The organism is Allobosea sp. RIT-PG3_2, from assembly GCF_057321085.1.
Genome location: NZ_JBXWCA010000005.1, coordinates 312,135 through 338,247 on the forward strand (window position 1 = coordinate 312,135; position 26,113 = coordinate 338,247).

At 67.4% G+C, this 26,113-nt stretch carries 25 protein-coding genes; 8 read left to right on the forward strand and 17 right to left on the reverse strand.

From position 1 onward, the window contains the following. Nucleotides 1-30: 30 nt before the first annotated feature. Genes fabZ through lpxB form a run of 4 tightly spaced genes read left to right on the forward strand, consistent with a single transcriptional unit; the run spans nt 31 to nt 3,359 of the window. Nucleotides 31-489 carry a 3-hydroxyacyl-ACP dehydratase FabZ gene (gene fabZ / locus AC2FAN_RS17200; RefSeq protein ID WP_265053548.1) on the forward strand — a complete coding sequence of 153 codons (459 nt, stop codon included), beginning with the start codon at nt 31-33 and terminating at the stop codon, nt 487-489. A 34-nt stretch (nt 490-523) separates the two neighbouring features. After that, nucleotides 524-1,333, forward strand: a complete 810-nt coding sequence (gene lpxA / locus AC2FAN_RS17205; protein ID WP_265053547.1) for an acyl-ACP--UDP-N-acetylglucosamine O-acyltransferase — start codon at nt 524-526, stop codon at nt 1,331-1,333. A gap of 14 nt (nt 1,334-1,347) precedes the next feature. Beyond that, nucleotides 1,348-2,181 carry an LpxI family protein gene (locus tag AC2FAN_RS17210; protein WP_485175592.1) on the forward strand — a complete coding sequence of 278 codons (834 nt, stop codon included), beginning with the start codon at nt 1,348-1,350 and terminating at the stop codon, nt 2,179-2,181. After that, nucleotides 2,181-3,359, forward strand: coding sequence for a lipid-A-disaccharide synthase (gene lpxB, locus AC2FAN_RS17215; RefSeq protein WP_485175594.1), 1,179 nt, complete (start codon nt 2,181-2,183; stop codon nt 3,357-3,359). The genes AC2FAN_RS17210 and lpxB overlap by 1 nt, the downstream gene beginning before the upstream one ends. Before the next feature lie 16 nt (nt 3,360-3,375). On the opposite strand, the gene AC2FAN_RS17220 is transcribed toward lpxB, so the two are convergent. The 3 genes from AC2FAN_RS17220 to gltX form a co-directional block, all read right to left on the reverse strand. Further along, nucleotides 3,376-4,365, reverse strand: a complete 990-nt coding sequence (locus tag AC2FAN_RS17220; RefSeq protein ID WP_485175596.1) for a Bug family tripartite tricarboxylate transporter substrate binding protein — start codon at nt 4,363-4,365, stop codon at nt 3,376-3,378. 139 nt (nt 4,366-4,504) lie between these two features. Beyond that, complete coding sequence (gltA, locus tag AC2FAN_RS17225) at nt 4,505-5,794, reverse strand: citrate synthase (protein WP_265053543.1); 1,290 nt, start codon at nt 5,792-5,794, stop codon at nt 4,505-4,507. Between the two features lie 370 nt (nt 5,795-6,164). Further along, nucleotides 6,165-7,583 (reverse strand): glutamate--tRNA ligase, encoded by a 1,419-nt coding sequence (gene gltX / locus AC2FAN_RS17230; RefSeq protein ID WP_485175598.1) that lies wholly within the window; start codon nt 7,581-7,583, stop codon nt 6,165-6,167. A 208-nt stretch (nt 7,584-7,791) separates the two neighbouring features. Here gltX and AC2FAN_RS17235 point away from each other — a divergent pair, with 208 nt between their 5' ends. Then, complete coding sequence (locus AC2FAN_RS17235; RefSeq protein ID WP_485175600.1) at nt 7,792-10,008, forward strand: ComEC/Rec2 family competence protein; 2,217 nt, start codon at nt 7,792-7,794, stop codon at nt 10,006-10,008. On the opposite strand, the gene lexA is transcribed toward AC2FAN_RS17235, so the two are convergent. The 9 genes from lexA to AC2FAN_RS17280 form a co-directional block, all read right to left on the reverse strand. Further along, nucleotides 10,002-10,718, reverse strand: a complete 717-nt coding sequence (gene lexA / locus AC2FAN_RS17240) for a transcriptional repressor LexA (protein WP_265053540.1) — start codon at nt 10,716-10,718, stop codon at nt 10,002-10,004. The genes AC2FAN_RS17235 and lexA overlap by 7 nt on opposite strands. 81 nt (nt 10,719-10,799) lie before the next feature. Beyond that, on the reverse strand, nt 10,800-12,011 hold the full coding sequence (locus AC2FAN_RS17245; RefSeq protein WP_485175603.1) for a molybdopterin molybdotransferase MoeA: 1,212 nt from the start codon (nt 12,009-12,011) through the stop codon (nt 10,800-10,802). A 57-nt stretch (nt 12,012-12,068) separates the two neighbouring features. Then, a complete protein-coding gene (gene moaC, locus AC2FAN_RS17250) occupies nt 12,069-12,551 on the reverse strand; it encodes a cyclic pyranopterin monophosphate synthase MoaC (protein ID WP_485175605.1) in 483 nt (160 codons plus the stop codon). Next, the gene (gene trpC / locus AC2FAN_RS17255; protein ID WP_485175607.1) at nt 12,548-13,360 is read right to left on the reverse strand and encodes an indole-3-glycerol phosphate synthase TrpC; all 813 of its coding nucleotides are present in this window, start codon (nt 13,358-13,360) and stop codon (nt 12,548-12,550) included. Before trpC ends, moaC begins: the two co-directional genes overlap by 4 nt. Nucleotides 13,361-13,367: 7 nt before the next feature. Further along, nucleotides 13,368-14,381 carry an anthranilate phosphoribosyltransferase gene (gene trpD / locus AC2FAN_RS17260; protein WP_442864981.1) on the reverse strand — a complete coding sequence of 338 codons (1,014 nt, stop codon included), beginning with the start codon at nt 14,379-14,381 and terminating at the stop codon, nt 13,368-13,370. A gap of 15 nt (nt 14,382-14,396) precedes the next feature. Further along, entirely contained in the window at nt 14,397-15,014 is a 618-nt protein-coding gene (locus AC2FAN_RS17265; protein ID WP_485175609.1) for an anthranilate synthase component II, read from the reverse strand. 77 nt (nt 15,015-15,091) lie between these two features. Further along, nucleotides 15,092-16,126 carry an aldo/keto reductase gene (locus AC2FAN_RS17270; RefSeq protein ID WP_485175611.1) on the reverse strand — a complete coding sequence of 345 codons (1,035 nt, stop codon included), beginning with the start codon at nt 16,124-16,126 and terminating at the stop codon, nt 15,092-15,094. A gap of 109 nt (nt 16,127-16,235) precedes the next feature. Further along, nucleotides 16,236-17,747 (reverse strand): helicase HerA domain-containing protein, encoded by a 1,512-nt coding sequence (locus AC2FAN_RS17275; RefSeq protein ID WP_485175613.1) that lies wholly within the window; start codon nt 17,745-17,747, stop codon nt 16,236-16,238. 112 nt (nt 17,748-17,859) lie between these two features. Next, nucleotides 17,860-18,141, reverse strand: a complete 282-nt coding sequence (locus AC2FAN_RS17280) for a YARHG domain-containing protein (RefSeq protein WP_485175615.1) — start codon at nt 18,139-18,141, stop codon at nt 17,860-17,862. 131 nt (nt 18,142-18,272) lie between these two features. Between AC2FAN_RS17280 and AC2FAN_RS17285 the strand changes: the two genes are divergently transcribed. Beyond that, nucleotides 18,273-18,950 carry a ceramidase domain-containing protein gene (locus AC2FAN_RS17285; protein WP_485175617.1) on the forward strand — a complete coding sequence of 226 codons (678 nt, stop codon included), beginning with the start codon at nt 18,273-18,275 and terminating at the stop codon, nt 18,948-18,950. Here AC2FAN_RS17285 and AC2FAN_RS17290 read toward each other — a convergent pair. The 3 genes from AC2FAN_RS17290 to AC2FAN_RS17300 are packed head-to-tail and all read right to left on the reverse strand — an operon-like array spanning nt 18,922 to nt 22,111. Further along, nucleotides 18,922-19,221 (reverse strand): hypothetical protein, encoded by a 300-nt coding sequence (locus AC2FAN_RS17290; RefSeq protein ID WP_485175619.1) that lies wholly within the window; start codon nt 19,219-19,221, stop codon nt 18,922-18,924. The genes AC2FAN_RS17285 and AC2FAN_RS17290 overlap by 29 nt on opposite strands. A 45-nt stretch (nt 19,222-19,266) precedes the next feature. Further along, entirely contained in the window at nt 19,267-20,298 is a 1,032-nt protein-coding gene (locus AC2FAN_RS17295) for an AMP-binding protein (protein ID WP_485175621.1), read from the reverse strand. Nucleotides 20,299-20,308: 10 nt separating this feature from the next. Next, nucleotides 20,309-22,111: an extracellular solute-binding protein gene (locus tag AC2FAN_RS17300; protein ID WP_485175623.1), complete on the reverse strand. Its 1,803-nt coding sequence runs from the start codon at nt 22,109-22,111 to the stop codon at nt 20,309-20,311. Nucleotides 22,112-22,405: 294 nt separating this feature from the next. On the opposite strand from AC2FAN_RS17300, the gene AC2FAN_RS17305 reads away from it, so the two are divergent. Continuing rightward, the gene (locus AC2FAN_RS17305; RefSeq protein ID WP_476804998.1) at nt 22,406-23,200 is read left to right on the forward strand and encodes an invasion associated locus B family protein; all 795 of its coding nucleotides are present in this window, start codon (nt 22,406-22,408) and stop codon (nt 23,198-23,200) included. Between the two features lie 103 nt (nt 23,201-23,303). Here the strand turns inward: AC2FAN_RS17305 and hspQ are convergent, their stop codons facing one another. Together hspQ and AC2FAN_RS17315 are read right to left on the reverse strand one after the other, a co-directional pair. Further along, nucleotides 23,304-23,633, reverse strand: coding sequence for a heat shock protein HspQ (gene hspQ, locus AC2FAN_RS17310; RefSeq protein ID WP_265053527.1), 330 nt, complete (start codon nt 23,631-23,633; stop codon nt 23,304-23,306). A 112-nt stretch (nt 23,634-23,745) separates the two neighbouring features. After that, a complete protein-coding gene (locus AC2FAN_RS17315) occupies nt 23,746-24,795 on the reverse strand; it encodes an HpcH/HpaI aldolase/citrate lyase family protein (RefSeq protein ID WP_476804997.1) in 1,050 nt (349 codons plus the stop codon). A 274-nt stretch (nt 24,796-25,069) separates the two neighbouring features. Here AC2FAN_RS17315 and AC2FAN_RS17320 point away from each other — a divergent pair, with 274 nt between their 5' ends. Next, complete coding sequence (locus AC2FAN_RS17320) at nt 25,070-26,041, forward strand: AEC family transporter (RefSeq protein WP_485175626.1); 972 nt, start codon at nt 25,070-25,072, stop codon at nt 26,039-26,041. Nucleotides 26,042-26,113 lie beyond the last annotated feature (72 nt).

Sequence of the window (26,113 nt, forward strand, 5' to 3'; positions counted from 1 at the left end):
CCCGGGACGGCGCGCGGGAGAAGACAGACAATGAGCGAGGCGACGACGGCACTGGGTGTGATCGACATCCAGAAGATCATGGCCAGCATTCCCCACCGCTATCCCTTTCTGCTAGTCGACCGGGTCGTCGAGATCGATGGGGACCAGTCCGGCGTTGGCATCAAAAACGTCACCGTCAACGAGCCGCAGTTCACCGGCCACTTCCCGGAGCGGCCCGTCTTCCCGGGCGTGCTCATGATCGAGGCCATGGCGCAGACAGCCGGCGTGCTGGTCGTCAACGCACGCGCTGCGGGGGAGCAGGAGGTCAAGACGGTCCTGTTCACGACGATCGACAAGGCCAAGTTCCGTAAGCCTGTCATCCCCGGCGACACGCTGCGCTTCCACATGACCAAGCTGGCCCGCAAGCGCAATATCTGGTTCTACCGCGGCGAGGCGCGGGTGGAAGGCGTGCTCGTGGCCGAGGCCGAAATCTCGGCCATGGTCGTTTGAGGCAGCGGCGTTGCGAGATCAGGATCAGCTCCCGATGAGCCCTTCCATTCATCCCATGTCGGTTGTCGACCCCAAAGCGCAACTCGGCGCGGGGGTCCGGATCGGACCATTCTGCACCGTTGGTCCCGATGTCGTACTTGGTGAGGGCGTCGAGCTCCTCAGCCACGTGGTCGTCGCCGGCCGCACCACGGTCGGAGCGCGCACGCGGATCTATCCCTTCGCCTCGATCGGGCATCCTCCCCAGGACGTGAAATATCGCGGCGAGCCGTCGACGCTGACGATCGGCGAGGAATGCCAGATCCGCGAGGGGGTCACCATGAACCCCGGCACCGAGGGCGGGGGCATGGTCACGAGCGTCGGCGACCGCTGCTTCTTCCTGGCCAACTCGCATGTCGGTCATGACAGCCGTCTCGGCAGCAGCGTCATCTTCTCGAACAACGTGATGTGCGCCGGTCATGTCACGATCGGCAATTTCGTCATCGTCGGTGGCGGCGCTGGCCTGCAGCAATTCATCCGTATCGGCGATCACGCCTTCATCGGCGGCGGAGCCGGGGTGTTGAGCGACGTCATTCCCTTCGGCACGATCCGTGACAACCCCGCCCATCTCGTCGGGCTGAATCTCATCGGCCTCAAGCGTCGCGGCTTCACGCGCGAGCAGATCCACGAGCTGCGCCGCGCCTACCGCCTGCTCTTCGCCGATGAAGGAACCTTGACCGAGCGTGTCGAGGACGTCGCGGCCGAGTTCGCCTCGCATCCGCTGGTCCATGAGATCCTGGATTTCATCAGGGAAGGCGGCGACAAGGCGCTGTGCATGCCGCATGACGTCTCCGCCGTGGAGAGGTGAGCTCCGGGAGAACCGTGCACGGCCCGCTCGTGATGATCGCGGGCGCAGGCCAGTATCCGGTCCGATTGGCCCAGATTCTCGCCGGGCATGGTGAGCGGCCCTTCATTGCGGCGCTGGAAGGCGCGGCCGACCCCGCGGCTTTCGGCGATGCCGATGTGCGGAGCTACCGTCTCGGCCAGCTCGGCAGCCTGCTGAGCGAGTTGCGCCGGCGCAGCATTGGCGACATCGTCATGCTGGGAAGCCTGCCGCGGCCCAGCTTCGGGGCGCTGCGGCCGGAAGCCTCGACCTTGAAATATCTGCCTCACTTCGCGCGCGCGTTCCAGGGCGGCGACGACCATCTGCTGCGTGGTGTCGTCCGCTTCTTCGAGGAGCAAGGCTTCCGCGTCCACGGCCCGGCGGACATTGCGCCGGAACTGACCGCGCCCCGGGGGCCGCTCGGCCGCAGGCAGGCGACGGCAGAGCAGCAGGCCATGCTCGGGCATGGCTTCTCGCTGCTGGCGGCGCTGTCGCCGTTCGATGTCGGCCAGACGGCGATCCTTGCCGACCATCGGGTCATCGCGATCGAAGCGGCCGAGGGCACGGACGCGATGATCAGGCGCGTCGCGGATCTCGTCGCGCGCGGGCGCCTCAAGATCGGCAAGGGCGACGGCGTTCTCGTGAAGGCTCCGAAGACCGGGCAGGATCTTCGCGTCGATATGCCGGCCATCGGCCCGGACACCTTGCGCCACATCGCCGAAGCCGGTTTGTCCGGCATCGGGCTGAGGGCGGGCGAGGTGCTGGTCGGTGACCGCGAAGCGCTTGGGCGACAGGCGGATCAGCTCGGGCTCTTCATCGAAGGCGTGGCCTGATGCGCCCCTTCAAGCTCGCCATCATCGCGGGCGAAGCCTCCGGCGATGCGCTCGCCCTGCGCTTCCTTGCGGCCCTGCGCGAGCGATTGGGCGATCGCCCCATCGAATTGCGCGGGGTCGGCGATCACGGCCTGCCGCAAGCGGGGCTGGTGCCGTTCTTTCCGCAGGCCGATATCGCGGTGATGGGCTTCGGCCCGGTGATCGCACGCCTGCCGCTTCTGCTGCGGCGGATCGAGGACGCCGCCCGCGGTATCGCCGATTTCCAGCCCGATCTGCTGCTGACGATCGACAGCCCCGATTTCTGCCTGCGTGTGGCGAAGAAGGTTCGCGCTCGCGCGCCTCATATCCCGATCGTGCACTGGGTTTGCCCGAGCGTCTGGGCCTGGCGCTCCGGCCGGGCGCGCCGCATGGCTCCGCATATCGACCGCATCCTGGCGCTGCTGCCGTTCGAGCCCGCTGCCCTTGCAAGGCTTCACGGTCCCGAGACGATCTATGTCGGCCATCCGCTGATGGAGCGCCTCGCCGAATTCAGGCCGAACCCAGCCGAGCAGGGCATGCGCGATGATTCCGCGCAGCCGCAGGTGCTGGTCCTGCCCGGCAGCCGGCGCTCCGAGATCCACCATCTGATGCCGGTTTTCGGTGAGGCGGTCGCGCGGGTGGCGGCAGCGGTTCCCGACGCGCGCTTCGTTCTGCCGGCTGTTGCCCGCCTGCAGCCGATGATCGCGGAGGCGGTGGCGCACTGGCCGGTCGCACCGGAGATCATCAGCGGCGAGGCGGGGAAGCTCGCGGCTTTTCGGGGAGCCCGCGCAGCCCTGGCCGCTTCCGGCACCGTGACGCTTGAACTGGCGCTGTCCGGCGTTCCGACGGTTGCGGCCTATCGCGGGGCAGGCTGGGAGGCGGTGCTGGCCCGGCGGCTTATCAAGGTGCCGAGCGTGATCCTGCCCAACCTGATCGTCGGCCGGAGCGTCGTCCCCGAATTCATTCAGGATGACGCGACGGCGGACTCCTTGAGCCGAAAGCTACTCATAGCGCTAGCTGAAGGCACTGAACGACAGGCGCAGCTCGATAGCTTCGCCGAGGTCGAGACAATCATGCGCTCGGCCGGGCCGAGCCCTGCCGCCAACGCCGTCGAAGCGGCGCTGGCATTGGTCGCCTCGCAGGCTGGCCGCGAAGCTTGAATTTATAAGGGCGGGCCTACTCGACGACCGCGCCGGAGGCCTTGGCGATCGGCGCCCATTTGGCCAGCTCGACCTTGACGTGCTCGCCGAGTTGCTCCGGTGTCGAGCCGACGATGTCGGCACTGACGTCGTTGAGCCTCTTCTTCACGTTCTCGTCCTTGAGCGCCTGGTTGGCGACCTGGTTGAGCTTGTCGACGATCGGCCGGGGCATGTTCGCCGGGCCGAACAGCGCGTTCCAGGTATAGGTCTCGTAACCGGCGAGGCCGCCCTCGGCGATGGTCGGAAGATCGGGGAAGGACGAGACGCGCTCCTTGGTCGTGACGCCGATCGCCCGCAGCTGGCCGTTGCGGATGAAGCCCGCGGAGGAGGGCAGGTTGTCGAACATGATCGGCACTGCGCCGGAAACGACGTCGTTCAGCGCCGGCCCGGCGCCGCGATAGGGCACATGGTTCATCTGGACGCCGCCGAGCGATTTGAAGAGCTCCCCGGAGAGATGCAGCGGCGTGCCGACGCCGGACGAGGCATAGGAGTACTTGCCCGGATTGTCCTTCAGCACCTGCAGCACCTCCTTGACCGTCTTGGCCGGGAAGTCGGGGTGCACCACCATCACGTTGGGAACGATCGCGAGCAGCGAGATGGGGGTGAAGTCCTTCACGGCGTCGAAGGTGACCGTCTTCAGGATCGCGGGATTGAGGGCGTGAGTCGAGATCGTACCGAGCAGCAGTGTGTAGCCGTCCGGCGCCGCGCGCGCGACGGCGGTGGACCCGATGTTGCCGCCGGCACCGGCCCGGTTCTCGATCACGATATTCTGGCCGATGAGCTCGCCCATCTTCTGGCCGACGAGACGAGCGACGATATCGGTCGAGCCGCCGGCGGCGAAGGGCACGATGAGCGTGATCGGCCGGGTGGGGAACGCGGCCTGCGCCCCGGCCTGCGTGCCGGCGAGCCCGGCGGCTCCTGCCGCGATGAGGAAGGAGCGGCGGTCGAGAAAGCGGTTGTCGGTCATGAACGGATCTCCGTTGGAAGACCCGACTTTAGCTGCCCGTGCCGGCGGATCACCCGCGCGGCTGTCATCAATCATCTGAAACAATAAGGGCGCGGTGGAGACCACCGCGCCCTTGTCGTCATCGTTCGCGGCGCTGGGTTCAGCGGCGGCCGATCGGCGAATAGTCGCGCTGCGGTGAGCCGGTATAGAGCTGACGCGGACGGCCGATCTTCTGGGACGGGTCCTCGATCATCTCCTTCCACTGCGCGATCCAGCCGACGGTGCGAGCCACGGCGAAGAGCACGGTGAACATCGAGGTCGGGAAGCCCATCGCCTTCAACGTGATGCCCGAATAGAAGTCGATGTTCGGGTAGAGCTTCTTCTCGATGAAGTACTCGTCGCTGAGCGCGATGCGCTCCAGCTCGATCGCGACGTCGAGCAGCGGATCGTCCTTGATGCCGAGCTCGTTCAGCACCTCATGCGTGGTCTTCTGCATGATCTTGGCGCGCGGATCGTAGTTCTTGTAGACCCGGTGGCCGAAGCCCATCAGACGGAACGGATCGTTCTTGTCCTTCGCCTTGGCGATATACTTCGGGATGTTGTCGACCGAGCCGATCTCCTCGAGCATCTTGAGTGCCGCCTCGTTGGCGCCGCCATGGGCGGGCCCCCACAGGCAGGCCGTGCCGGCCGCGATGCAGGCGAAGGGGTTGGCGCCCGACGAGCCCGCGAGACGCACGGTCGAGGTCGAGGCGTTCTGCTCGTGGTCGGCGTGCAGGATGAAGATGCGGTCGAGCGCGCGCGACAGCACCGGATTGACCTTGTACTCCTCGGCAGGCACCGCGAAGCACATGCGCAGGAAGTTCGAGGTGTAGTCCAGCGAGTTCAGCGGATACACGAAGGGCTGGCCGACCGTGTACTTGTAGGCCATCGCGGCGAGCGTCGGCACCTTCGCGATCATCCGCATCGAGGCGATCATGCGCTGCTGCGGGTCCGAAATGTCGGTCGAGTCGTGGTAGAAGGCCGACATGGCGCCGATCGAGCCGACCATGACGGCCATCGGATGCGCATCGCGGCGGAAGCCCTGGAAGAAGCGGGCCATCTGCTCGTGCACCATGGTGTGGCGCGTGATGCGATAGTCGAAATCCGCCTTCTGGGCGGCGGTCGGCAGCTCGCCGTAGAGCAGCAGATAGCAGGTCTCGAGGAAATCTCCGTGCTCGGCAAGCTGGTCGATCGGATAGCCGCGATAAAGCAGGATGCCGGCATCGCCGTCGATATAGGTGATCTGCGACTCGCAGCTCGCCGTCGAGGTGAAGCCGGGGTCGTAGGTGAACATGCCCGTTTGGGCGTAGAGCTTGGCGATGTCGATGACGGAGGGACCGACCGATCCCGTCTTGATCGCCATGTCGACGGTCTTGTCGCCGACCTGGAGCTGGCTCGTGTTTCCGCTCATCGATACCGATCCTTTCAAGGCTCGCTGCTGTTCAGCCCCTGTTTCGCCTGCTGGCCGGAGCTTTCGCGCCGGGCTTCCCCCATCCGAAGGCCGCGATATGACGGGAACATGTCGTCGGAGGAGTTAGAAGGCGATCCATGTAGCTGATATACAAGCAATATTCGTGCCCCGCCACGGTGCTGCAGCGCAACGCACTTGCGCGTCACTAGACCATTTGCCCAGCGCATTCAACCGAGCCAAAAGGCGGTTCGAACCGCGCCTCGCTCATATCTCCGCGAGCAAGGCGCCGGTGCTCTTCCATCCCCTTGCAATCGTTGCAGCGGGGCCGCAAGCACGGCGATCCATCGGCCCGGCTGTGCTCCTGAGCGGCTCACGCCTGGTCTGCGAGCCGCGCCAATGTCTCCTCGCGGCCGAGCACAGCCATCACGTCGAACAGCCCCGGCGACATCGCCCGTCCCGTCAGCGCGGCGCGCAGCGGCTGTGCCGCCTGGCCGAGCTTCAGGCCGTTCTCCTCGGCATAGGCCCTCACGGCGGCTTCGAGGGGCGCGGGTGCCCAGTCGGCTACGGCAGCGAGTTTCTCGGCGATCTGCGAGAGACGCTGGCGCGCTGCGTCGTCGAGAAGCCCGGCGGCCTTCTCGTCGAGCTTCAGCGGGCGCTGGGCATAGAGATAGAACGCGCTGTCGAGCAGCTCCACCAGCGTCTTGGCGCGCTCCTTGAGCCCCGGCATGGCGGCAAGGAACTTCGCCTCGAGCTCGGGCGACAGCGTCGGCGCGACCCCGCGTGCCGGCCCGATCTCCTGCAGGATGACGTTGAGCGCATCGAGCAGTTCCTGGTCGCTCGACTGGCGCATGTAGAGCCCGTTGAGGTTCTCGAGCTTGGCGTAGTCGAAGCGCGCGGGCGAGCGGCCGATCGAGGAGAGATTGAAGGCGTCGATCATCTCCTGCGTCGAGAAGACCTCCTGGTCGCCATGGCTCCAGCCCAGCCGCACGAGATAGTTGCGCAGTGCTGCCGGCAGATAGCCCATAGAGCGATAAGCATCGATGCCGAGCGCACCATGGCGCTTCGAGAGCTTTGCGCCGTCCGGCCCATGAATCAGCGGGATATGCGACATGCTCGGCACGTCCCAGCCAAGCGCATCGTAGATCTGGGTCTGGCGGGCGGCGTTGGTCAGATGGTCGTCGCCGCGGATGACGTGGGTCACGCCCATGTCGTGGTCGTCGACGACGACGGCGAGCATATAGGTTGGGTTGCCGTCCGAGCGCAGCAGCACGAGATCGTCGAGATTCTCGTTCTGCCAGACGACGCGGCCCTGCACCTCGTCATTGACCACCGTCTCGCCGGTCTGCGGTGCCTTCAGGCGGATCACCGGCTTGACGCCGGCCGGCGCCGTCGCCGGGTCGCGGTCGCGCCAGCGCCCGTCATAGCGCAGCGGCTTGCCCTCGGCGCGGGCCTTCTCGCGCATCTCGTCGAGCTCGGCCGGGGTGGCGTAGCAATGATAGGCCTTGCCGGCGGCGAGCATCTGCTCGGCGACCTCGCGATGGCGCGCCGCGCGCTGGAACTGGTAGACGGTCTGGCCGTCCCAATCGAGGCCGAGCCATTCCAGCCCGTCGAGGATCGCCGTGATGGCGGCGTCGGTCGAACGTTCCCGGTCCGTGTCCTCGATGCGCAGCAGCATCTTGCCGCCGTGCCGGCGGGCGTAGAGCCAGTTGAACAGCGCCGTGCGGCCCCCGCCGATATGCAGGAAACCGGTGGGCGAGGGCGCAAAGCGCGTGACGACGGCGTTGCTCATGGGAGGCGACTCCGGCCGGGCGGGGAAAACCGCCCGGGGTAAACGTGGGAAATGGCGCAGGTCATGACATGACAACCGGCGCGCGCCCTGTAACATGGCTTGGCCGGAAAGGTTAAGCGGTCAAATCGCAATGCCGATGGGGATGGGGCAGGCGATGCAGCCGGGGCCGTCAGGGCAGGGGGAACGGCGCGGCGCCCGCGTTGGCGCCGTGCCTCTGCGTTTGCGGCCATCCTGGCTGGCGCCGGTGCGCTTCGATGCCTGGTTGCAGGGCTGGCAGGCGCAGTTCGGCCGTGCCCTCGCGCTGGAGGCCGAGCGCCGCCGCCCGTTCCTGTGGCTGCCCGTGGCGATGGGCGCCGGCATCGTGTTTTATTTCGCGGCAGATCGTGAGCCGGCTTTGTGGGCGCCGTTGCTTGGCCTCGTCCTGAGCATCGGACTTGCCTTTGCCCTGCGCTTCCATCGCCTCCCATCAATGGCTTGCCTCGCCACAGCCGCGGCTTTTGCCGGCTTCGCGGCGGGGGTCTGGCGTACTGCCGACATATCAGCACCGATGCTGGAGCGGCCGCGGATCGGCAAGCTGACAGGCTATGTCGAAACGGTGGAGGCAAGGGACAACGGCGCCCGCATCGTCGTGCTGGTGACCGACCTCGCAGGCGTGCCGGAGGGTGAGCGCCCGAAACGGGTGCGCGTCAACATCCGCGCCGGCTCCGTCGCGCCCGGGGACCATATCGTCGCGACCGCCCGGCTGCTGCCTCCGCCGGGGCCGGCGCGGGCGGGCGGCTATGATTTCGGCCGCGACGCCTTCTTCAAGGGAATCGGAGCTGTCGGCAGCATATCCGGCAAGCTCGCTTTGGCGCCGCCGCCCTATCCGATGCCGACGCGTCTGGCGATCGATGTGGCGATCGACAAGGCCCGCAACGCCCTGACCCGGCGCATCGCCGAGGCCGGCGGCGGGCAGGGCGGCGCGGTGGCGGCCGCGCTCGTCACGGGCAAGCGCGGGCTGATCACCGAGGCGACCAACAACGACCTGCGCGCCGCCGGCATCTACCATATCGTCTCGATCTCGGGGCTCCACATGGTGCTCGCTGCCGGCACGATCTTCTGGCTGGTGCGAGCCCTGCTGGCGATCTCGCAGACGATCGCATTGCGTTGGCCGGTCAAGAAGCTCGCCGCCGTAGCCGCCATGCTCGGTGCAACCGCCTACTGCATCTTCTCGGGCAGTGACGTCGCGACCGAACGCTCGCTGATCATGACGCTGGTGATGCTGGGCGCCATCCTGGTCGACCGCGCGGCGTTGAGCATGCGCAACCTCGCGCTCGCTGCGATGATCGTGCTGCTGCGCGAGCCCGAGGCGCTGCTCGGGCCGAGCTTCCAGATGTCCTTCGGCGCGGTCGCGGCACTGATCGCCTTCGCCGAACGTTGGGAGCGGCGGGACCGTGCCCGGCCTCCGCCAGTTCTGCCTTGGCCTGTCGGCCCGCTCTGGACCGCAGCGCTCGGCATCGTCGTCACCACCCTGCTCGCCACGGCGGCGACCGCGCCCTTCGGCGCCTATCACTTCCAGACCTTCAATCCCTTCGGCCTGCTCGGCAACGCCATGGCGCTGCCCTTCGTCTCGCTCTTCGTCATGCCGGCGGCGGTCTTCGGCGTTTTGGCCTATCCCTTCGGGCTGGATTGGCCGGCCTGGGCGCTGATGGGGCTCGCCTCGGATGTCGTGCTGAAGGTGGCGCACTGGGTCGCGGCCATCGACCATTCAACGGTGATGATCGCGGCCTTCGGTCCCGCCGTGCTCGTCTGCTTCGTTCTGGCGTTGCTCTGGCTGACGCTCTGGACAACGGCCTGGCGCTGGCTCGCGGCCATCCCGCTGATGTTCGGCGTCGCCGTCGCCGGCAAGCCCGAGCGTCCGGAGATCCTGATCGAACGCGACGGCTCCGGCCTCGCGCTGCGCGGCGCCGATGGCCGGCTGGCCATCGCCGGAAAGCCCAGCCGCTTTGTCTTGCAACAATGGCTCGCGTCCGATGGTGACAGCCGCTCGCCGGATGATCCGACGCTGCGGGCCGGCATCGTTTGCGACACCCTGGGCTGCATCGGCCGCACGGCCGATCAGCGCACCGTGTCTTACACGCGCGATCGGCTCGCAATCATCGAGGACTGCCTCCGCGCCGACCTCGTCGTCACCGCGATTCCCTGGAGCGGCGCCTGCAAGGCGAGGTTGATCAGCCGTGGCGCGCTGAGCCGCGACGGGGCGACCTCGCTCTATCGAACAGCGACAGGCTGGAGCAGCCATGTCTCGGAGCAGGGCGCCGCAGACCGTCCCTGGAGCCGCCGCCGCGAGCAGCCGCAGCCCGCGCCGCGGGCCAACAATCAGCCGCCCACCAACCCGGCATCGGTGTCCGTCGACAGCGACGCCGACATCGAACGGCTTCAGTAGCGCCGCATCAGATTGACGAGACGGCCCTGGATCTTGACCCGGTCCGGTCCGAGCACGCGGGTCTCGTAGGCCGGGTTCGCCGCTTCGAGCGCGATCGAGGAGCCGCGCTTGCGCAGCCGCTTGAGGGTAGCCTCTTCGTCGTCGATCAGCGCCACGACGATATCGCCGGTATTGGCCGTGTCCTGCCTGCGGATGACGACCGTGTCGCCGTCGAGAATGCCGGCCTCGACCATCGAATCGCCACGCACTTCGAGCGCGTAATGCTCGCCGGAGCCGAGCATGTCGGGCGGCAGTGAGACGGTGTGGCTGCGGCTCTGGATCGCCGAGATGGGCGTGCCGGCGGCGATGCGCCCCATGACCGGAATCGCGATGGAGGAACGGCTGTCCTCATCGGCTCCGGAACCCGGGCGTGGCTTGCCGAGGCTGGGCTGCGATCCGAGACCGCCCTGGACGATGGCCGGGCTGAAGCGGGGGCGCTGCTGCGGAGCGCCGAGACCATCGGGCATCTTGATGACTTCGAGCGCGCGCGCCCGGTTGGGCAGGCGGCGGATGAAGCCGCGCTCCTCCAACGCCATGATCAACCGGTGGATGCCGGATTTCGAGCGCAGATCGAGCGCGTCCTTCATCTCGTCGAAGGAGGGCGGCACCCCGCTCTCGCGCAAGCGTTCCTGGATGAAGCGCAGGAGTTCGTGTTGCTTGCGTGTCAGCATGGTTGCCGCCAGCCCCTCAAAGCGCAGATTCGAAACAAAGCACGAACACCATACGCGTTCTGCTTGTGTTCCGCAAGCGGCCTACCGCAGCGGCAGGATCCGGCAGGGATCGCCCGTTTTGGCCGCGTCGGCGAAGGCGGGGCGGATCGTCAGCGCCTGGGCTCGCGCCAGCGTGCCGAGCATCGAGGAATCCTGCCGGCCGAAAGGCGTCGCCACCCATCCCTCCGGGGTCAACGCCAGCTCGGAACGCAGATAATCCTCGCGTTCGTCATTCCCCGGCATGTCGCGTCCCAGGACGGCCGGGATGCTCCGGTCCCGATCCGCATCGGCCATGCCGAGCAAAGCCTCGATCAGCGGCAGCACGAAAAGGTGGCCGCAGACGATCGAGGAGACCGGATTGCCGGGCAGGCCGACCACGACCATGCGGCCGAGCCGGCCGGTCATCATCGGCTTGCCGGGCCGCATCGCGATCTTCCAGAAGCCGAGCTCCATGCCCGCCCGCGTCAGAGCCTCCTGCACGAGGTCATGGGCGCCGACGGAGGCGCCGCCGAGCGTGATCAGCACATCGGCATCGGCGGCCTCGGCCTGTCCGATCTTGGCGGCGAGATCGGCATGATCGTCGCGGGCGATACCGAGATCGAGGGGAGCGCCACCGGCTTTCTCGACCAGCGCGGCGAGTGAAAACGAGTTCGAGGCGACGATCTGGTCGCGCCCGACGGGCTCGCCGGGAGCGACCAATTCGTCGCCGGTGGCGAGGATCGCGACGCGGGGCTTGCGCCGCACCGGCAGAGCCGGATGCCCCATCGCCGCCGCGAGCCCGAGCGCGGCGCTGTCGAGCACGCGCCCGGCCGCCAACAGGACATCGCCTTCGTGGAAATCGAGCCCGGCGGCGCGCAGGAACTTGCCCTTGGTCGGCGGCACGCGCACCCGGATCGCGGGGCTGTCGACGCCGTCGGCATCTTCCTGGATCAGGATGGTGTCGGCGCCGGCCGGCATCGGTGCGCCGGTGAAGATCCGCACTGCCTGGCCCGGCCCGACGCCGCCCTCGAAAGCCCGGCCGGCGGCGGATTCGCCGATCACGGCGAGGCTGACGCCTTCCGCCATGTCGTCACCGCGAACCGCGTAGCCGTCCATGGCCGAGTTGGCGAAGGGCGGCTGGGTGCGCAGCGCCTTCACGTCGGCGCCGAGCACGCGCCAGCCGCATTGGGCGAGCGGCAGGGTCTCGGTTCCGGTCGGCCCCGGAATGCTGTCGAGCAACGCCTTGCGCGCGACGGGGACCGGGGTGAGCGCCATTAGAGCATAATGCCGAAAAGTGGGAACCGGTTTTCGGGCGACATCATGCTCACTCCTCTAACCAGCCTTCGCGTCGTAGTCGCCGGACTGGCCGCCGGATTTGTGCACGAGCCGGATATTCTCGATCCGCATCGCCCGGTCGACCGCCTTGACCATGTCGTAAACGGTGAGGCAGGCGACCGAGACGGCGGTCAGCGCCTCCATCTCGACGCCGGTCTGGCCGGTCATCTTGACCTCGGCGCGCACGCGCACACCCGGAAGCGCCTCGTCGAGATCGAGATCGACCGCGATCTTGCTCAGCAGCAGCGGATGGCAGAGCGGGATCAGCTCATGCGTGCGCTTGGCCGCCATGATGCCGGCGAGCCGCGCCGTGCCGAGCACGTCGCCCTTCTTGGCGTTGCCATCGCGCACGATCGCCACCGTCTCCGGTGCCATCACGACGCTGCCCTCGGCTATTGCCGTGCGGGCCGTCTCGGCCTTGCCGCCGACATCGACCATATGCGCTTGGCCCTGGGCGTTGAGATGGCTGAGCCGACTCACGCCGCGTTCTCTTGCGCCTGCCCGGTCAGCAGTGCCCGCGTTGCCGCCGTGACATCGGCCTGCCGCATCAGGCTTTCGCCGACGAGGAAGCTGCTGATGCCGATCGTGTTGAGCCGGGCGACGTCGGCATGGGTGAAGATGCCGCTCTCGCTGATGACGATACGGTCGGCGGGCACGCGCGGCGCCAGCCGCTCGGTCACGGCGAGATCGACGTTGAAGCTGCGCAGGTCGCGGTTGTTGATGCCGAGCAGCCGGCTTTCCAGCTTGAGCGCACGATCGAGTTCGGCGTCGTCGTGGACTTCGACGAGCACGTCCATACTCAGCTCACGCGCGGTCTCGTTCAAGGCCCTGGCGGTGGCGTCGTCGACGCCGGCCATGATGATCAGGATGCAGTCGGCACCCCAGGCCCGCGCCTCATAGACCTGATAGGTGTCGTAGAGGAAATCCTTGCGCAGTGCCGGCAGGCCAGAGGCCTCGCGCGCCTGCGTCAGGAATTCCGGCCGGCCCTGGAAGGAGGGTGCGTCGGTCAGCACGGAGAGGCAGGCCGCGCCGCCGGCCGCATAGGCGCGGGCGAGCGAAGGCGGGTCGAAATCGGCGCGGATAAGCCCCTTGGACGGGCTGGCCTTCTTGATCTCGGCGATGAGGGCAGGGGTGCCGCCCGCGACCTTCACTGCCAGCGCATCGGCAAAGCTGCGTGGCTTGCCGGCTGCGTGGGCGCGCCGCTCGATCTCGGCGAGCGGCACGGCGGCCTTCGCCGCCGCGATTTCCTGGCGCTTATAGGCTTCGATCCTGGCGAGGATGTCGGTCATGCCGCCCTCACGCGTTCGAGATTTTGACGAGGGCGGCGAGCGTCGCCCTGGCCTTGCCGGAATCGAGCGCGGCGGTCGCCTGGGCGAAGCCGTCCTTCAGATCCGTGGCCTTGCCTGCGACGAGCAGCGCGGCAGCGGCGTTGAAGGCGGCGATATCGCGGAAGCCGGTCTTTTCGCCAGCGAGCACGGCGTTCAGCGCTGCGGCGTTCTGCTCCGGCGTGCCGCCGCGCAGCTCTTCCGGCTTGGCCGGCGCGAGACCGACATCCGCGGGATTGATCAGGAAGCTCTCGATCTTGCCGTTCTCGAGCGAGACGACGCGGGTCGGGCCGGTGGTGGTGATCTCGTCGAGCCCATCCGAGCCATGCACGGCCCAGACGCGGGTCGAGCCGAACGAGGCCAGCACCTTGACCATCGGCTCCAGCCAGGTCTCCGAGAAGGCGCCGATCAGCTGGCGCTTCGCCCCGGCCGGGTTGGAGAGCGGGCCGAGCAGGTTGAAGATCGTGCGCGTGCCGAGCTCGGTGCGCACCGGCGCGACATGGCGCATCGAGGCATGGTGCGTTGGCGCGAACATGAAGCCGACGCCGGCTTCGCGGATGCATCGTTCGGTGCCGGCCGGATCGAGCCCGACCTTGACGCCGAGCGCGGTCAGCACATCCGCCGCGCCGGAGCGCGAGGATGCCGCGCGGTTGCCGTGCTTGGCGACGGGCACGCCGCAGGCGGCGGTGATGATCGAGGCCAGGGTCGAGACGTTGTAGGAGCCGGAGGAATCGCCGCCGGTGCCGACGATGTCGATCGCCTCGGGCGGCGCCTTCACCGGCAGCATCTTGCCGCGCATCGCACCGACCGCGCCGGCGATCTCGTCAATGGTCTCGCCGCGCACACGCAGCGCCATCAGGAAGGCGGCCGACTGCGCGTTGGTGACCTCGCCGGAGAGGATGGTGTCGAAGGCGTCGCGCGCTTCCTCGCGCGAGAGCGTCGCGCCGGTCGCGACCTTGGCGATGAAGGGTTTGAAATCGTCCATGGAAACTCTGCGGAATCAGGCTGTTGGGATCAGGGCGGCGGCGTCATGTTCGCTGCGCCATCGCTGAGCGAGGTCGAGGAAATTCCGCAGGATCGTCGCGCCATGCTCGGAGGCGATGCTCTCCGGATGGAACTGGACGCCATGCACCGGCAGCTCGCGATGAGAGAGCGCCATGATCAGGCCGTCATCGGTCTCGGCCTCGATGTCGAACACGGCGGGGCAGCTGGCGCGATCCACCACGAGAGAGTGATAGCGCGTCGCCTGCAGCGGCCCGTTGATGCCTCGGAACAGGCCGCGCGCCTTGTGCCGGATCGGAGAGACCTTGCCATGCATCGGCAGGGGCGCCCGCACGACCTCACCACCGAAGGCCTGGCCCATCGCCTGCAGGCCGAGGCAGACGCCGAAGATCGGCTTCACGCCCGCGCCTTCGCGGACGAGGTCGAGGCAGATGCCGGCCTCGTTCGGCGTGCAGGGGCCGGGCGAGAGCACGATCGCGTCATGCTCGCCACCCAGCGCATCCTCGACCGACAGCGCATCGTTGCGCCAGACATCGACCTGCGCCCCCAGCCCGCCGATGAGGTGGACCAGGTTCCAGGTGAAGCTGTCGTAGTTGTCGATCAGCAGAACGCGCATGGCATGACCTGTTAATTCGGCTTGAGGTCATGCACGCTCGGGGGCCGGGTGGTCAAGTTTCGCGCGGGGTGCGCGAGTTACACCACCGGCGGATTCAGCTGCGCGAAACCGGCCTGCCGCCGATAGGGGAAATACGGGTAGGGCGCGGTCCGCACGCTTGCAGCATCGAGGCGCGCGACCTGCTCGGCAGTCAGGTTCCAGCCGACCGCTCCGAGATTGTCGCGCAATTGCTGCTCGTTGCGGGCGCCGATGATGACGGAGGAGACAGTCGGGCGCTGCAGCAGCCAGTTGATCGCGACCTGCGGCACGCTCTTGCCAGTCTCCTCGGCGATGGCATCGAGCACATCGACGATGGCGTAGAGTTGTTCGTCCTCGACCGGCGGGCCGAACTCAGCGGTCTCATGCAGGCGGCTGCCGGCAGGCACCGGCTGGCCGCGCCGGATCTTGCCGGTTAGGCGGCCCCAGCCGAGCGGGCTCCAGACCAGCGCCCCGACGCCCTGGTCGCGGCCGAGCGGCATCAGCTCCCATTCGTAGTCGCGCCCGACCAACGAGTAATAGACCTGATGCGCGACATAGCGCGTCCAGCCGTGGCGTTCGGCTGCGGCGAGGGACTTCATCAGTTCCCAGCCGGCGAAGTTGGAGACGCCGACATGGCGCAGCTTTCCGGCGCGGACGAGCGTGTCGAGCGTCGAGAGCACCTCCTCGACCGGCGTGCCGGCGTCGAAGGCATGCAATTGCAGCAGGTCGATATAATCGGTGCCGAGCCGCCGCAGTGCGTCCTCGGTCGCCTTGATCAAGCGGCTGCGCGAGGAGCCGGCATCATTGGGGCCGTCGCCCATCGGCAGGGTCGTCTTGGTCGAGATCAGCAGCTTGTCGCGGCGTCCCTTGATCGCTTCGCCGAGCACCTCCTCGGAAGCGCCGTTCGAATAGACATCGGCGGTGTCGAACAGGTTCAGCCCGGCTTCGAGGCAGATATCGACCAGGCGGCGCGCCTCCCGGGCATCGGTCGTGCCCCATGCGCTGAAGAGCGGCCCGGTTCCGCCGAAGGTGCCCGCGCCGAAGCTCAGGGCAGGGACCATCAGTCCCGAATGACCCAAACGCCGATATTCCATGATCCAGATCTCCTGTGGAGGCCGGAACGTGGGGTTACCAAGCCGGCGCGATTAGCCCGCTCACCGGAACAGCATTGGTGAGTTCAAGTCATCGAGCCCGCGAGGGCCGCTAGCCTCGCGCGCTGCGCGGCATGCCCGCGGTACGCGGCTGCGCCAGCCCCGGCGCGGTCTCGACGCCGAGCGTCGGGAGCGCCAGTGTCCGTAGCCCGCGAAAATCGACATGGCAAACGATGAGGCCGCGCTCCTCGATATAGCCGAGAAGCCGCCGCGCCCGGCTGGGCGAATGGCTGCCATAGACCCGCGCCAGCTCGGCATCGCTCGGGCAGGGCGCGCCCTCGATCGCGGTTCGCGCGATGAACAGGAAGAGCCCCTGCAGATCCTCCGGCAAGCTGCCCGAGGCTTCGACCGCCGTCCGCCAGCCATCGCTGGTCGCGATGCTGTCGCTGACGCCGGCCCGCGCGACGGCGAGCCTGCGGCGGAACTCCTCCAGGCTCAGATGCGTGCGGCCGAGCCGGCGCATCCGGCAGCGCACGGTGAAATCCTGATAGAGCACCGCGACCTGTCGCGAGCGCGCCTCCGGATCGGCCATCAGCTCGCGCAGGATCTCGACCATGATCGCCTCGCGCTCGCCCGGTTCCAGCTCGATCTCGGGCTCGGGCTCGGCCTGCGGGGCAGGGCGGTAGTTCTCGATCTGCCTCAGCACGTCGCTGGCGGCCGGGCGTGGCCGGGGCGCGGGTCGGACCGGGCGCGCCATCGGCGGCGGCTCGTCCTCGCCCGGCGTGAAGATCAGCTTGCCGGCGTCTTCGGGGGCCTGTTCCGGCAGGGGCATCAGCCCCGGCGCGCCACCTCGGTCGACCGAACTGACGGTGCCGATCCTGAGCGGCAACGGCCGCTTGGACAAGGCGGGGCCGAGCGCGACGAACTGCCCGCGCTCGAGGTCGCGGAACATCTCGGCCTGGCGCCGGTCCATGCCGAGCAGATCGGCGGCGCGGGCCATGTCGATATCGAGGAAGGTGCGGCCCATCAGGAAGTTGGAGGCCTCGGCCGCGACATTCTTGGCGAGCTTGGCGAGGCGCTGGGTCGCGATCACCCCGGCAAGGCCGCGCTTGCGGCCGCGGCACATCAGATTGGTCATGGCACCCAGCGAGAGCCGGCGGGCCTCGTCTGAAGCCTCGCCCGCCATCACCGGCGCGAAGAGCTGGGCTTCGTCGACGACGATCAGCATCGGGAACCAGAGCGAGCGGTCGACGTCGAAGAGCCCGCCGAGGAAGGCGGCCGTGGCGCGCAACTGCTCGTCGGCTTCGAGGTTCTCGAGATTGAGCACCACCGAGACGCGGTGCTGGCGCACGCGCAGCGCGACGCGCTGCAATTCGGCCTCGCCGCATTCGGCATCGACCACGACATGGCCGAACTGGTCGGCGAGCGAGACGAAATCGCCCTCCGGATCGATGATCGCCTGCTGGACGAGCGGCGCGCTCTGCTCCAGCAGGCGGCGCAGCAGATGCGACTTGCCCGAGCCGGAATTGCCCTGCACGAGCAGCCGCGTCGCCAGCAATTCGGCGAGATCGATGAGACCGGGCTCGCCGGTCCGTGTCGTTCCCATCTCGATCGCTGTCGTCATGCGGGTCGTGAATCGCCTTGATTGGTCGCGCGCAGAGGCACGGCCGGCGCTTCTAGCACGGGCTCGCCCTCGCGGGGCGCAGGGCTGCGATGCATTCCACAGGCAATCGCCGTCAGCGCGGGCAGCGCAGCGCCCGCTCCTGCCTGACGATGTCGGCAACGGCGCGCCGGTCGTTGGCGGAGAGCGGCACGTCCTGGATATCGTCATACTGGCAGCCGGCATTGCCGAAGGCCGCGATCGCGCGCTGCGTGCGGAAGCAGTAGCCCTGCGCCTTGTAGATCTCGTTGCGGGCCGTCCAGAGGCCGGCGCAGGTTGCCGGGTCGGCCGAAGCAGGGCTCGCAGCTCCCACGGCGAGCAGGAGCGCTCCGGAGAGCGAAAGGCGAAGGCTGCGCATGATGGTCGTTCCTGATGGTCAGGGAGCGAACTTCGCGGAGCGCAGCCGCCGAGACAAGCCTCGGCCGCGACACGATAACGTCGCAACACGCAGGCTTTGCTGGTCGTGTCGGGTTGGAAATGGGCGATAGGATGCGGTTCGGCTATTGCGAAAGACTGGACGGCAGCTTCTGGGCCGAGCCTTTCAACGCAGCGACCAATGCGGCGTTTCTTGCCGCGGCGCTGGTGGCTTTCTGGCTTTGGCGCCGGCAGGGCGTCCGTGACCGGAGCGTGCTCGCGCTGATCCTCATGGTCTTCGCGATCGGGGTCGGCTCCTTCCTGTTCCACACGAAGCCGAATCGCTGGACGGTGGCGGCCGATGTCCTGCCGATCCAGCTCTTCGCCTTCGGCTATTTCGCCTTTGCGCTTCGGCGATTCTTTGGCGCGTCGAAGCGGGTGACGGCCGCGGGGACGCTCGCCTTCTTCGGCCTGGCCCTCGCGCTGTCCTGGGCGGGGCGGGCGCTCCTGCCGCCGACGATGGCAGGCTCGGCGGGTTATGCGGCGTTGCTGCTCGGGCTTGGCGGTATGGCGCTCGCCCTATTGGGCAGGCCGGCCTTGCATCGCCAAAACCTACTGGCGCTGGCCGGCGCGGCGTTCGCCGTTTCGCTGACGATGCGCAGCATCGACGGGCCGCTTTGCGGAGCCCTGTCGCTCGGCACCCATTGGCTCTGGCACCTGCTCAACGCGGTGGTGCTCTACACGCTGCTGCGCGCCGCGGTGCTCCCGGCGGGCAGGGCGAGAGTCACTGCTTCGTCATTTCCAGACAGGTGATGAGCTGGACGTAGCTCGGCGGTCCGCCGAGGCTCGCACCTTCGGTACAGGTCGTACGGGCCTGCACGGGGAATTCCGACCAGCGCATCTCGAGGGCGCCGCGGGCCTTTTCCTCATCGTCGCGGCAGGCGGCGACAGGGCGGCCGATCCCTGTGGAGGACTTGCCCGCGGCTTCGCAGGAGGCGGCGATATCGAAACGTGGCACCCCGTCGGCAACGAGAGTGACCGGGTTGGCCGAGAGGAAGAGCAGAACAACGCCGAAGGCAAGCATGGTGGACACTCCGCGGAATGCGCCCCGACACCGTTCCCGCGCCGATCAACCGATGGGCGACTGGCGCCGGGTCACGGTGATATCGGATGCAGTATGCACCGCGATATCGACGATGGCGAGATCGGGGCGATCAATTGCCGGATAGGCCGGTTTGCCAGTCATCCTTTGCACGAAGACGAGACTGGCCAAAGCCGGATGCCCCGCCAGCCGCGAATGCGCCAGTGCCGGCTCCATCTCGCCCGGCAGGACGAGATGGACGCTGCGCCCGCCCTCGACGCAGGCCTGCAAATCTCCGAGGTTGAACAGGCCGAGCGGCAATAGCTCGACACCCGTCAGCATCGCCATGCCCGGCCCGCTAGCGAGCGAGGCGAGGTCGCCGCCGACCAGGGTGGTGACGATCCGCGACGAGGTCATCGGCTTGAGGGCACGCGAGATCTCGAGCGCCTTGCCCAGCAACTCCCGTTCGGAGATTCGCTGCGGTCCTTCAAACGAGACGGCATCGGCGACCTGCAGCCAGGGCCGCTCCACAAGGCCGGGGAGGGGGTGCAGGCTCGCATTGGCCATCAGCGCGTCGAGCGGGGCGACGCCATCCGGCACATCGGGGCCGAAGCCGCCGACGAACCGGGTGCCGAAGGCGCGCATCGCGAGGTTGCGCAGCATCAGCAGCGGCCGCAACGGTCCGACCCTGCTGACGCCGAGCGCCATGACGGCGCCCGAAGCCTCGATAAGGCGCAACATCTCGAGCTCATTGCCGTGCAGCGGCAGCATCAGCGGCGAAAGGCCGGCACGCAGGCAGGCGAGCATGGAGACGATCGCCTCCGGCCCGAGCGGCGCCAGGATCGCCACGCTTGCCCCCGGCTGTCCCTTGTTGACGGTCAGGAGCCGCGCCAGCCGGTCGATGCGCTGATCGAGCTGGAGAAAATTGATCGAGGCCGGGCTGACGTCGCTCCAGCCGCGTCGCCCCGGCGGGTCGCGCAAGGCCGCCTCATAGCCGCGTCCGCGGATCAGCGCCTTGAGCAGCGTGTCGATATCGAGCCCGTCGAGCAGGGCGGAAGCTTCGTCCTGTTCAGCCCGCATCGACGGCCCTTCAGTTCGCCGGCGCCGGCGCGGCCGGGAGGCGCGCCAGCATTTCGTTGGAAAGGAAATAGCCCGGTTGGCGCCCCGCCATTACGACGTTGCGCGCCAAAGCGAGCCAGGTGTCGGGCAGGTAATAGAGCGGCACGACGTAGAAGCCGGACAGCAGCAGCCGGTCGAGGGTGCGCACCGCCGCGACGAAATCCTCGCGCTCGCGGGCGCCGAGCAGGGCCTGGAGCACGGCGTCGATGGCAGAAGATTTCACCCCGGCATAGTTGAGCGAACCCTTGCGCTCGGCATTCGCGGCACCCCAGCGGCCGATCTGCTCGTTGCCGGGCGAGGCCGAGGCAGGCCAGGTCCATTGGATCATGTCGAAGTCGAAGGCCGAGAGACGCCGCCAGTACTGCACGTCGTCGATCAGGCGGACGCTGGCCGCGATGCCGAGACGCCCGATCGACTGCGCGTAGTTCAGCGCCAGTCGTTCCTGCGGGCGGCTGGTCACGGTGATCTCGAAGGCGAAGGGCTCGCCCTTGCCGTTGCGCAGCACGCCGTCCTGCAGCGCGTAGCCGGCGGCCTTGAGCAGGTCGAGCGCCTTGCGCGCCTGCTCGCGGTCGCGGCCGGAGCCGTCGGTCTCGGACGGTTTCCAGGCCCCGGCTAGGATGTCGTCGCGCACGGCACCGGGAAAGGCTGCGAGCAGCCCCTTCTCCCGCGTGTCGGCGGGCACGCCGAGGGCGGAGAGTTCCGAATCGGAGAAGAAGCTGCCGGCGCGCCGATAGACGCCGTGGAACAGGTTGCGGTTCACCCATTCGAAGTCGAACAACAGCCCGAGTGCCTCACGCACGCGGATGTCGGAGAACACCGGCCGGCGCGTGTTGAAGACCAGCCCGGTCATGCCCTTTGGCGTGTCGAAATGCAGCGTCTGCCTGACGATGCGGCCGTCATGCACCGCCGGCACGTCGTAGCCCGTCATCCAGCGGGTGGGATCGCCTTCCAGGCGGACATCGTAGAGCCCGGCCTTGAACGCCTCGAACAACGCATTCGAGTCCCGGTAGAAATCGTAGCGAATCTCGTCCGCGTTGAAGAGACCCTGCGTCAGCGGGTGATCCTCGGCCCAGAAATCCTTACGCCGCTTCAGAGTCAGCGCTTCGCCCGGCCTGACCTCGCCGACCGCATAGGGACCGGAGCCGAGGGCAGGCTTGAAGCTGGTCTCGCCGAAGCTCTCGGCATTCGTCGCATGCCTTGCGAAGATCGGCAGGGCGCCGATCACCAGCGGCAATTCCCGGTTGGAGCCGTCGCCTAGCTCGAATTCGACCCGGCGCTGCGAGGGGGCGGAGGCCTTCGTGATCCGCGCCAGGCTGGAACGGTGGAACGGCTTGCCCTTCGTCTTCAGCATCTCGACGGTGAAGAGCACGTCGTCGGCTGTCACCGGGGTGCCGTCGGAGAACGTCGCGCGCGGATCGAGATCGAAGGCGAGTTTCCTGCGGTCTGCGTCGAGCTCCACGCGCAAGGCGAGCAGGCCATAAGCGGTGAAAGGCTCGTCCGCCGAACGGAAGAGCAGGCTCTGCTGAACGTATTTCGGCACGGCGTCGGGCGCGACGCCGAGCACGACCAGCGGATTGAGGCTGTCGAACGTGCCCTGGATGCCGAAGACGATACGCCCGCCACGCGGAGCCTTGGGGTCGGCATAGGGCAGGTGAGCGAAGCCGGGAGGGAGCGCCGGCTGGCCGTGCATCGCGATGGCGTGCTGCACCGGCACCGAATCGGCCAATGCCGATCTGCCGCGCGCCAGCAGGGCGAACGGGCTCAAGGCAAGCATCAAGTTGACCCTGCGGCGGCTCGCCACCGAGGGCAATCGCATAAAATCCATCGTCCGACCTGATTCCCTACGTCAGAATAGCATGGGCTGCAGGTCGTCACGCAGCTATTCGGGCTGGAATCTGGCGCGCGAACTCGCTAAAGGCGGGACAGGGTGTCATTCAAACGCCTCAATCGCCCTTGATGTGCACGGCTTGAAAAGGCTGGCGCCGCCATGCGATTGAGCCGTCGGCGGTGACACGCGCGGCTTGCGAAGTCGTGATCCCCGAATTCGCCTGATAAGGAAAGCCAAGGAATGTCCGCTTCGTTTCGCCTGTCATCGTCTGCCCTAGGGCTCGCCCTCAGCGCGGCGGTCGCCTTCTCGCCCGTCGCCGCTTTCGCGCAGGCCCCGCGGCCGGCGACCCCGGCGCGGCCGGCAGCCCCGGCTCAGCAGCCCGCCGCCCCGGCCCAGCAGCCGGGCGCCGCGGCGACCGGCCCGACCGTCGTCCAGGTCAAGCCGGAGCCTTCGCAGACCAGCTGGACCAAGGTCTGCGGCAAGGACCAGGGCGCCAACAAGGAAATCTGCTACACGACCCGCGACTTCGTTTCGGATCAGGGCCAGCCGGTGCTCGCGGCCGCGATCTATGACGTCAAGGGCGACCCGAACAAGATCGTCCGCTTCCTGATGCCGCTCGGCCTGCTGCTGCAGCCCGGCATCCGCTTCGGCGTCGACAACGCCCAGCCGGTCGGCGGCCGCTACGCGATCTGCTTCCCGAACGGCTGCTTCGCCGAGGCGCAGGTCAAGGACGACTTCATCAATGCGATGAAGAAGGGCACCACGCTGAACATCAGCGTCCAGAACCAGGGCGCCCGTGAGGTGACCTTCGCGATTCCGCTGGCCGATTTCGCCAAGGGCTTCGACGGCGCGCCGATCGATCCCAAGGTCCTCGAGGACCAGCAGAAGCAGCTTCAGGACGAGCTGGCGAAGCGCCAGGAAGAGCTGCGCCAGCGTCTCGGCGCCGGCGGCGCCAACGCGGCCCCGGGTGCCGCTCCCACGCCGGGCGCTCTTCCGGTTCCGGGCGCTGCCCCGGCGATCCCGCCCAAGCCCTGATCGGCCGGCTGAAGCCAAGAATAGAAAAGGCCGGCTCCAAGAGCCGGCCTTTTTGTTTTCCGTATACCGAAATGCTCAACTTGCTTGGCTGAAGACGCTTTCTTCAGTTCAGTTCGGTCCGGTCGATCCGATACCGGCCCTTGCGGTCTCGCCGGAAGAATTCCTTGGCGCGCGGATGGCGGACCGGTTCTCCGGAATCGTCGCTGACGAGATTCTGCTCCGAGACATAGGCGACGTATTCCGTCTCCTCGTTCTCCGCGAAGAGGTGGTAAAAGGGCTGGTCCTTCGACGGGCGCATGTTCTCCGGAATCGCCATCCACCATTCCTCGGTGTTGGAGAAAACCGGGTCGACGTCGAAGATCACGCCACGGAACGGGTAGACGCGGTGCTTGACCACCTGCCCGATCCGGAATTTGGCCGAACGCGCTTCCATAGTTGATCCATACTGAACCGGCCGATCCGCCGCCGGCTTACGTCCTCGCCGCCCTTGCGAGAGCAATGCGTCCTAAATGCGTCGAGATCAATGGATTAGGCCGTTTGTCCCATCACATTCCGTAGCGTTCCGCGAGATCGGGGTCGCGTGCCGCGACCTGGCGAGCAAGGTCGACGATCACCTTCGCCTGCTTCCAGGTGGCGTCGTCCTGCATCTTGCCGTCGATCATCACGGCGCCGGAGCCGTCCGGCATCGCCTCGATGATGCGCTTGGCGAAGGCGACCTCGGCCGGGTCGGGGCTGAAGACCCGCTTGGCGATCGCGATCTGCGAGGGATGCAGCGTCCAGGCGCCGGCGCAGCCGAGCAGGAAGGCGTTGCGGAACTGCGCCTCGCAGGCGTCCGTATCGGCGAAATCGCCGAAGGGGCCGTAGAACGGCTTGATCCCGGCGGCCGCACAGGCATCGACCATCTTGGCCAGCGTATAGTGCCAGAGATCCTGCTGGGCGATGGCGCGTGGCCCGCCATCGGGGGAGGGGTCCGCGATCACCTTGTACTCGGGATGGCCGCCGCCGACGCGCGTGGTCTTCATCGCACGCGAGGCGGCGAGGTCGGCGGGCCCGAGGCTCATGCCGTGCATGCGCGGGGAAGCCGTGGCGATCGCATCGACGTTCTTCACACCCTCGGCCGTCTCGAGGATGGCGTGGATCAGGATCGGCTTCGGCAGGGCATGGCGCGCCTCGAACTGCGCGAGCAGCTGGTCGACGTAATGGATGTCCCAGGGACCTTCGACCTTGGGGACCATCACCACGTCGAGCTTGCCGCCGATCTCCGCGGTGATCGCGGTTATATCGTCGAGGAACCAGGGCGAGTTCAGCGCATTGACGCGGGTCCACAGCCCGGTCTTGCCGAAATCCACGGCCTTGCCCATGGCGATGAAGCCGTCGCGAGCGGCCTGCTTGGCTTCGACCGGGATCGCGTCCTCGAGGTTGCCGAGCACGATGTCGACCTGGGGCGCTAGCTCTCCGACCTTTGCGCGCACCTTCTCCAGATGGGGCGGCACGAAATGGATCATGCGCTCGAGCCGCAGCGGCAGCTCGCGGTAAGGCTCCGGCGCGCCGATCGTGAGCGGACGAAAGAACTGGCGCGGCGTCTTGGTCGTCATCGGGCGCTCCGTGCTGCAACGCAGCGAATGTGGATGAGCCGATGGCACGCGTCCATCGGCCTTTCGATAAAGCAGTAGGTCTATATGCCTGGGTTTATTTTCCTTCCATGCCGCGTGGGTATTTAAGCCTAGGTTTAAAGTCCATCCGTTGCGTTGATGGCAGGGCGCCACGGTCCGAATGGCCTTGCCGGGCCTGCGTCATGCGCTAGATGCAGATGGCCGCGATGGGGTTCGGGCTCGGAGCGGGCGCCTTGACCGCAGGACTGACGCACCGATGGCCGACCTTCTCAGCATCTTCAATCTGGTGGCGCCGTTCTTCGGGCTGATCCTGCTCGGCTTCGCCATCGGCCGTTACAAGCAGCTGCCGGAGGCCGGGCTCGCCTGGCTGCAGTTCTTCCTGATCTACGTGGCGCTGCCGCCTCTGTTCTACAGGCTGATCGCCGACAAGCCGCTGAGCGAGCTCGCAAACTGGAAGTTCATCGCCGGCACGACCACGGCGACGTTCTGCGCCTTCTGCCTGTCTTTCGCGATCGGGCTGAGACACGCCAAGGGCGACATGCCGCAGGCGGTGATGCAGGGCGTCGCCGGGGCCTATTCCAACATCGGCTATATGGGGCCGCCGTTGATCCTGGCCGCGCTGGGGCCGGAGGCCAGTGCGCCGGTCGTGCTCATCTTCGTCTTCGACAGCGTCCTGCTGTTCTCGCTCGTTCCCCTGCTCATGGCCGTGGCGGGCGTCGAGAAGAAAGGCGTGCTCGCCACGGCGCGCGAGGTGGTCTGGCGGGTTCTGACGCATCCGTTCAACGTCGCGACGCTTGCCGGCGTGCTGGCGAGCTATCTGAAGTTCGAACTGCCGGTGGCGCTCGACCGGATGGTGCTCTGGCTGTCGCAGGCCGCCGCGCCCTGCGCGCTCTTCCTGCTCGGCGTCACCGTTGCGCTCAGGCCGATGAAGACGATGCCCGGCGAGGTTCCGGCGCTGGTCGTGATCAAGCTCCTGCTGCATCCGCTGCTGGTCTGGGTTCTGCTCTCGGCGCTCGGCGGTATCCCGACCCACTGGATCTATGCCGCGATCATCATGGCGGCCCTGCCGCCGGCCCTGAACATCTTCGTGATCTCGACCCAGTATCGTGTCGGCGTCGAGCGCGCCTCCGCCTGCATCCTCGTCGGCACGATCGTGTCGATGGTCACGCTGCCGGGCTTCCTGTGGCTGGTGAAGACGGGCAGGATAACGGCCGATCTCTTTCACTAGAGCATTTCCGAGCGAAGTGGACGCCGGTTCGCGTGAAGAAAATGCGATGAAGCAAAGAATCTAAGGACGCCG

Coding starts and splice junctions, on each gene's coding strand:
- fabZ (WP_265053548.1), top strand. CDS start 31: ATGAGCGAGGCGACGACGGCACTGGGTGTGATCGACATCCAGAAGATC.
- lpxA (WP_265053547.1), top strand. CDS start 524: ATGAGCCCTTCCATTCATCCCATGTCGGTTGTCGACCCCAAAGCGCAA.
- lpxB (WP_485175594.1), top strand. CDS start 2,181: ATGCGCCCCTTCAAGCTCGCCATCATCGCGGGCGAAGCCTCCGGCGAT.
- AC2FAN_RS17220 (WP_485175596.1), bottom strand. CDS start 4,365: ATGACCGACAACCGCTTTCTCGACCGCCGCTCCTTCCTCATCGCGGCA.
- gltA (WP_265053543.1), bottom strand. CDS start 5,794: ATGAGCGGAAACACGAGCCAGCTCCAGGTCGGCGACAAGACCGTCGAC.
- gltX (WP_485175598.1), bottom strand. CDS start 7,583: ATGAGCAACGCCGTCGTCACGCGCTTTGCGCCCTCGCCCACCGGTTTC.
- lexA (WP_265053540.1), bottom strand. CDS start 10,718: ATGCTGACACGCAAGCAACACGAACTCCTGCGCTTCATCCAGGAACGC.
- AC2FAN_RS17245 (WP_485175603.1), bottom strand. CDS start 12,011: ATGGCGCTCACCCCGGTCCCCGTCGCGCGCAAGGCGTTGCTCGACAGC.
- trpC (WP_485175607.1), bottom strand. CDS start 13,360: ATGACCGACATCCTCGCCAGGATCGAAGCCTATAAGCGCCAGGAAATC.
- trpD (WP_442864981.1), bottom strand. CDS start 14,381: ATGGACGATTTCAAACCCTTCATCGCCAAGGTCGCGACCGGCGCGACG.
- AC2FAN_RS17265 (WP_485175609.1), bottom strand. CDS start 15,014: ATGCGCGTTCTGCTGATCGACAACTACGACAGCTTCACCTGGAACCTG.
- AC2FAN_RS17270 (WP_485175611.1), bottom strand. CDS start 16,126: ATGGAATATCGGCGTTTGGGTCATTCGGGACTGATGGTCCCTGCCCTG.
- AC2FAN_RS17275 (WP_485175613.1), bottom strand. CDS start 17,747: ATGACGACAGCGATCGAGATGGGAACGACACGGACCGGCGAGCCCGGT.
- AC2FAN_RS17280 (WP_485175615.1), bottom strand. CDS start 18,141: ATGCGCAGCCTTCGCCTTTCGCTCTCCGGAGCGCTCCTGCTCGCCGTG.
- AC2FAN_RS17285 (WP_485175617.1), top strand. CDS start 18,273: ATGCGGTTCGGCTATTGCGAAAGACTGGACGGCAGCTTCTGGGCCGAG.
- AC2FAN_RS17290 (WP_485175619.1), bottom strand. CDS start 19,221: ATGCTTGCCTTCGGCGTTGTTCTGCTCTTCCTCTCGGCCAACCCGGTC.
- AC2FAN_RS17295 (WP_485175621.1), bottom strand. CDS start 20,298: ATGCGGGCTGAACAGGACGAAGCTTCCGCCCTGCTCGACGGGCTCGAT.
- AC2FAN_RS17300 (WP_485175623.1), bottom strand. CDS start 22,111: ATGCTTGCCTTGAGCCCGTTCGCCCTGCTGGCGCGCGGCAGATCGGCA.
- AC2FAN_RS17305 (WP_476804998.1), top strand. CDS start 22,406: ATGTCCGCTTCGTTTCGCCTGTCATCGTCTGCCCTAGGGCTCGCCCTC.
- hspQ (WP_265053527.1), bottom strand. CDS start 23,633: ATGGAAGCGCGTTCGGCCAAATTCCGGATCGGGCAGGTGGTCAAGCAC.
- AC2FAN_RS17315 (WP_476804997.1), bottom strand. CDS start 24,795: ATGACGACCAAGACGCCGCGCCAGTTCTTTCGTCCGCTCACGATCGGC.
- AC2FAN_RS17320 (WP_485175626.1), top strand. CDS start 25,070: ATGGCCGACCTTCTCAGCATCTTCAATCTGGTGGCGCCGTTCTTCGGG.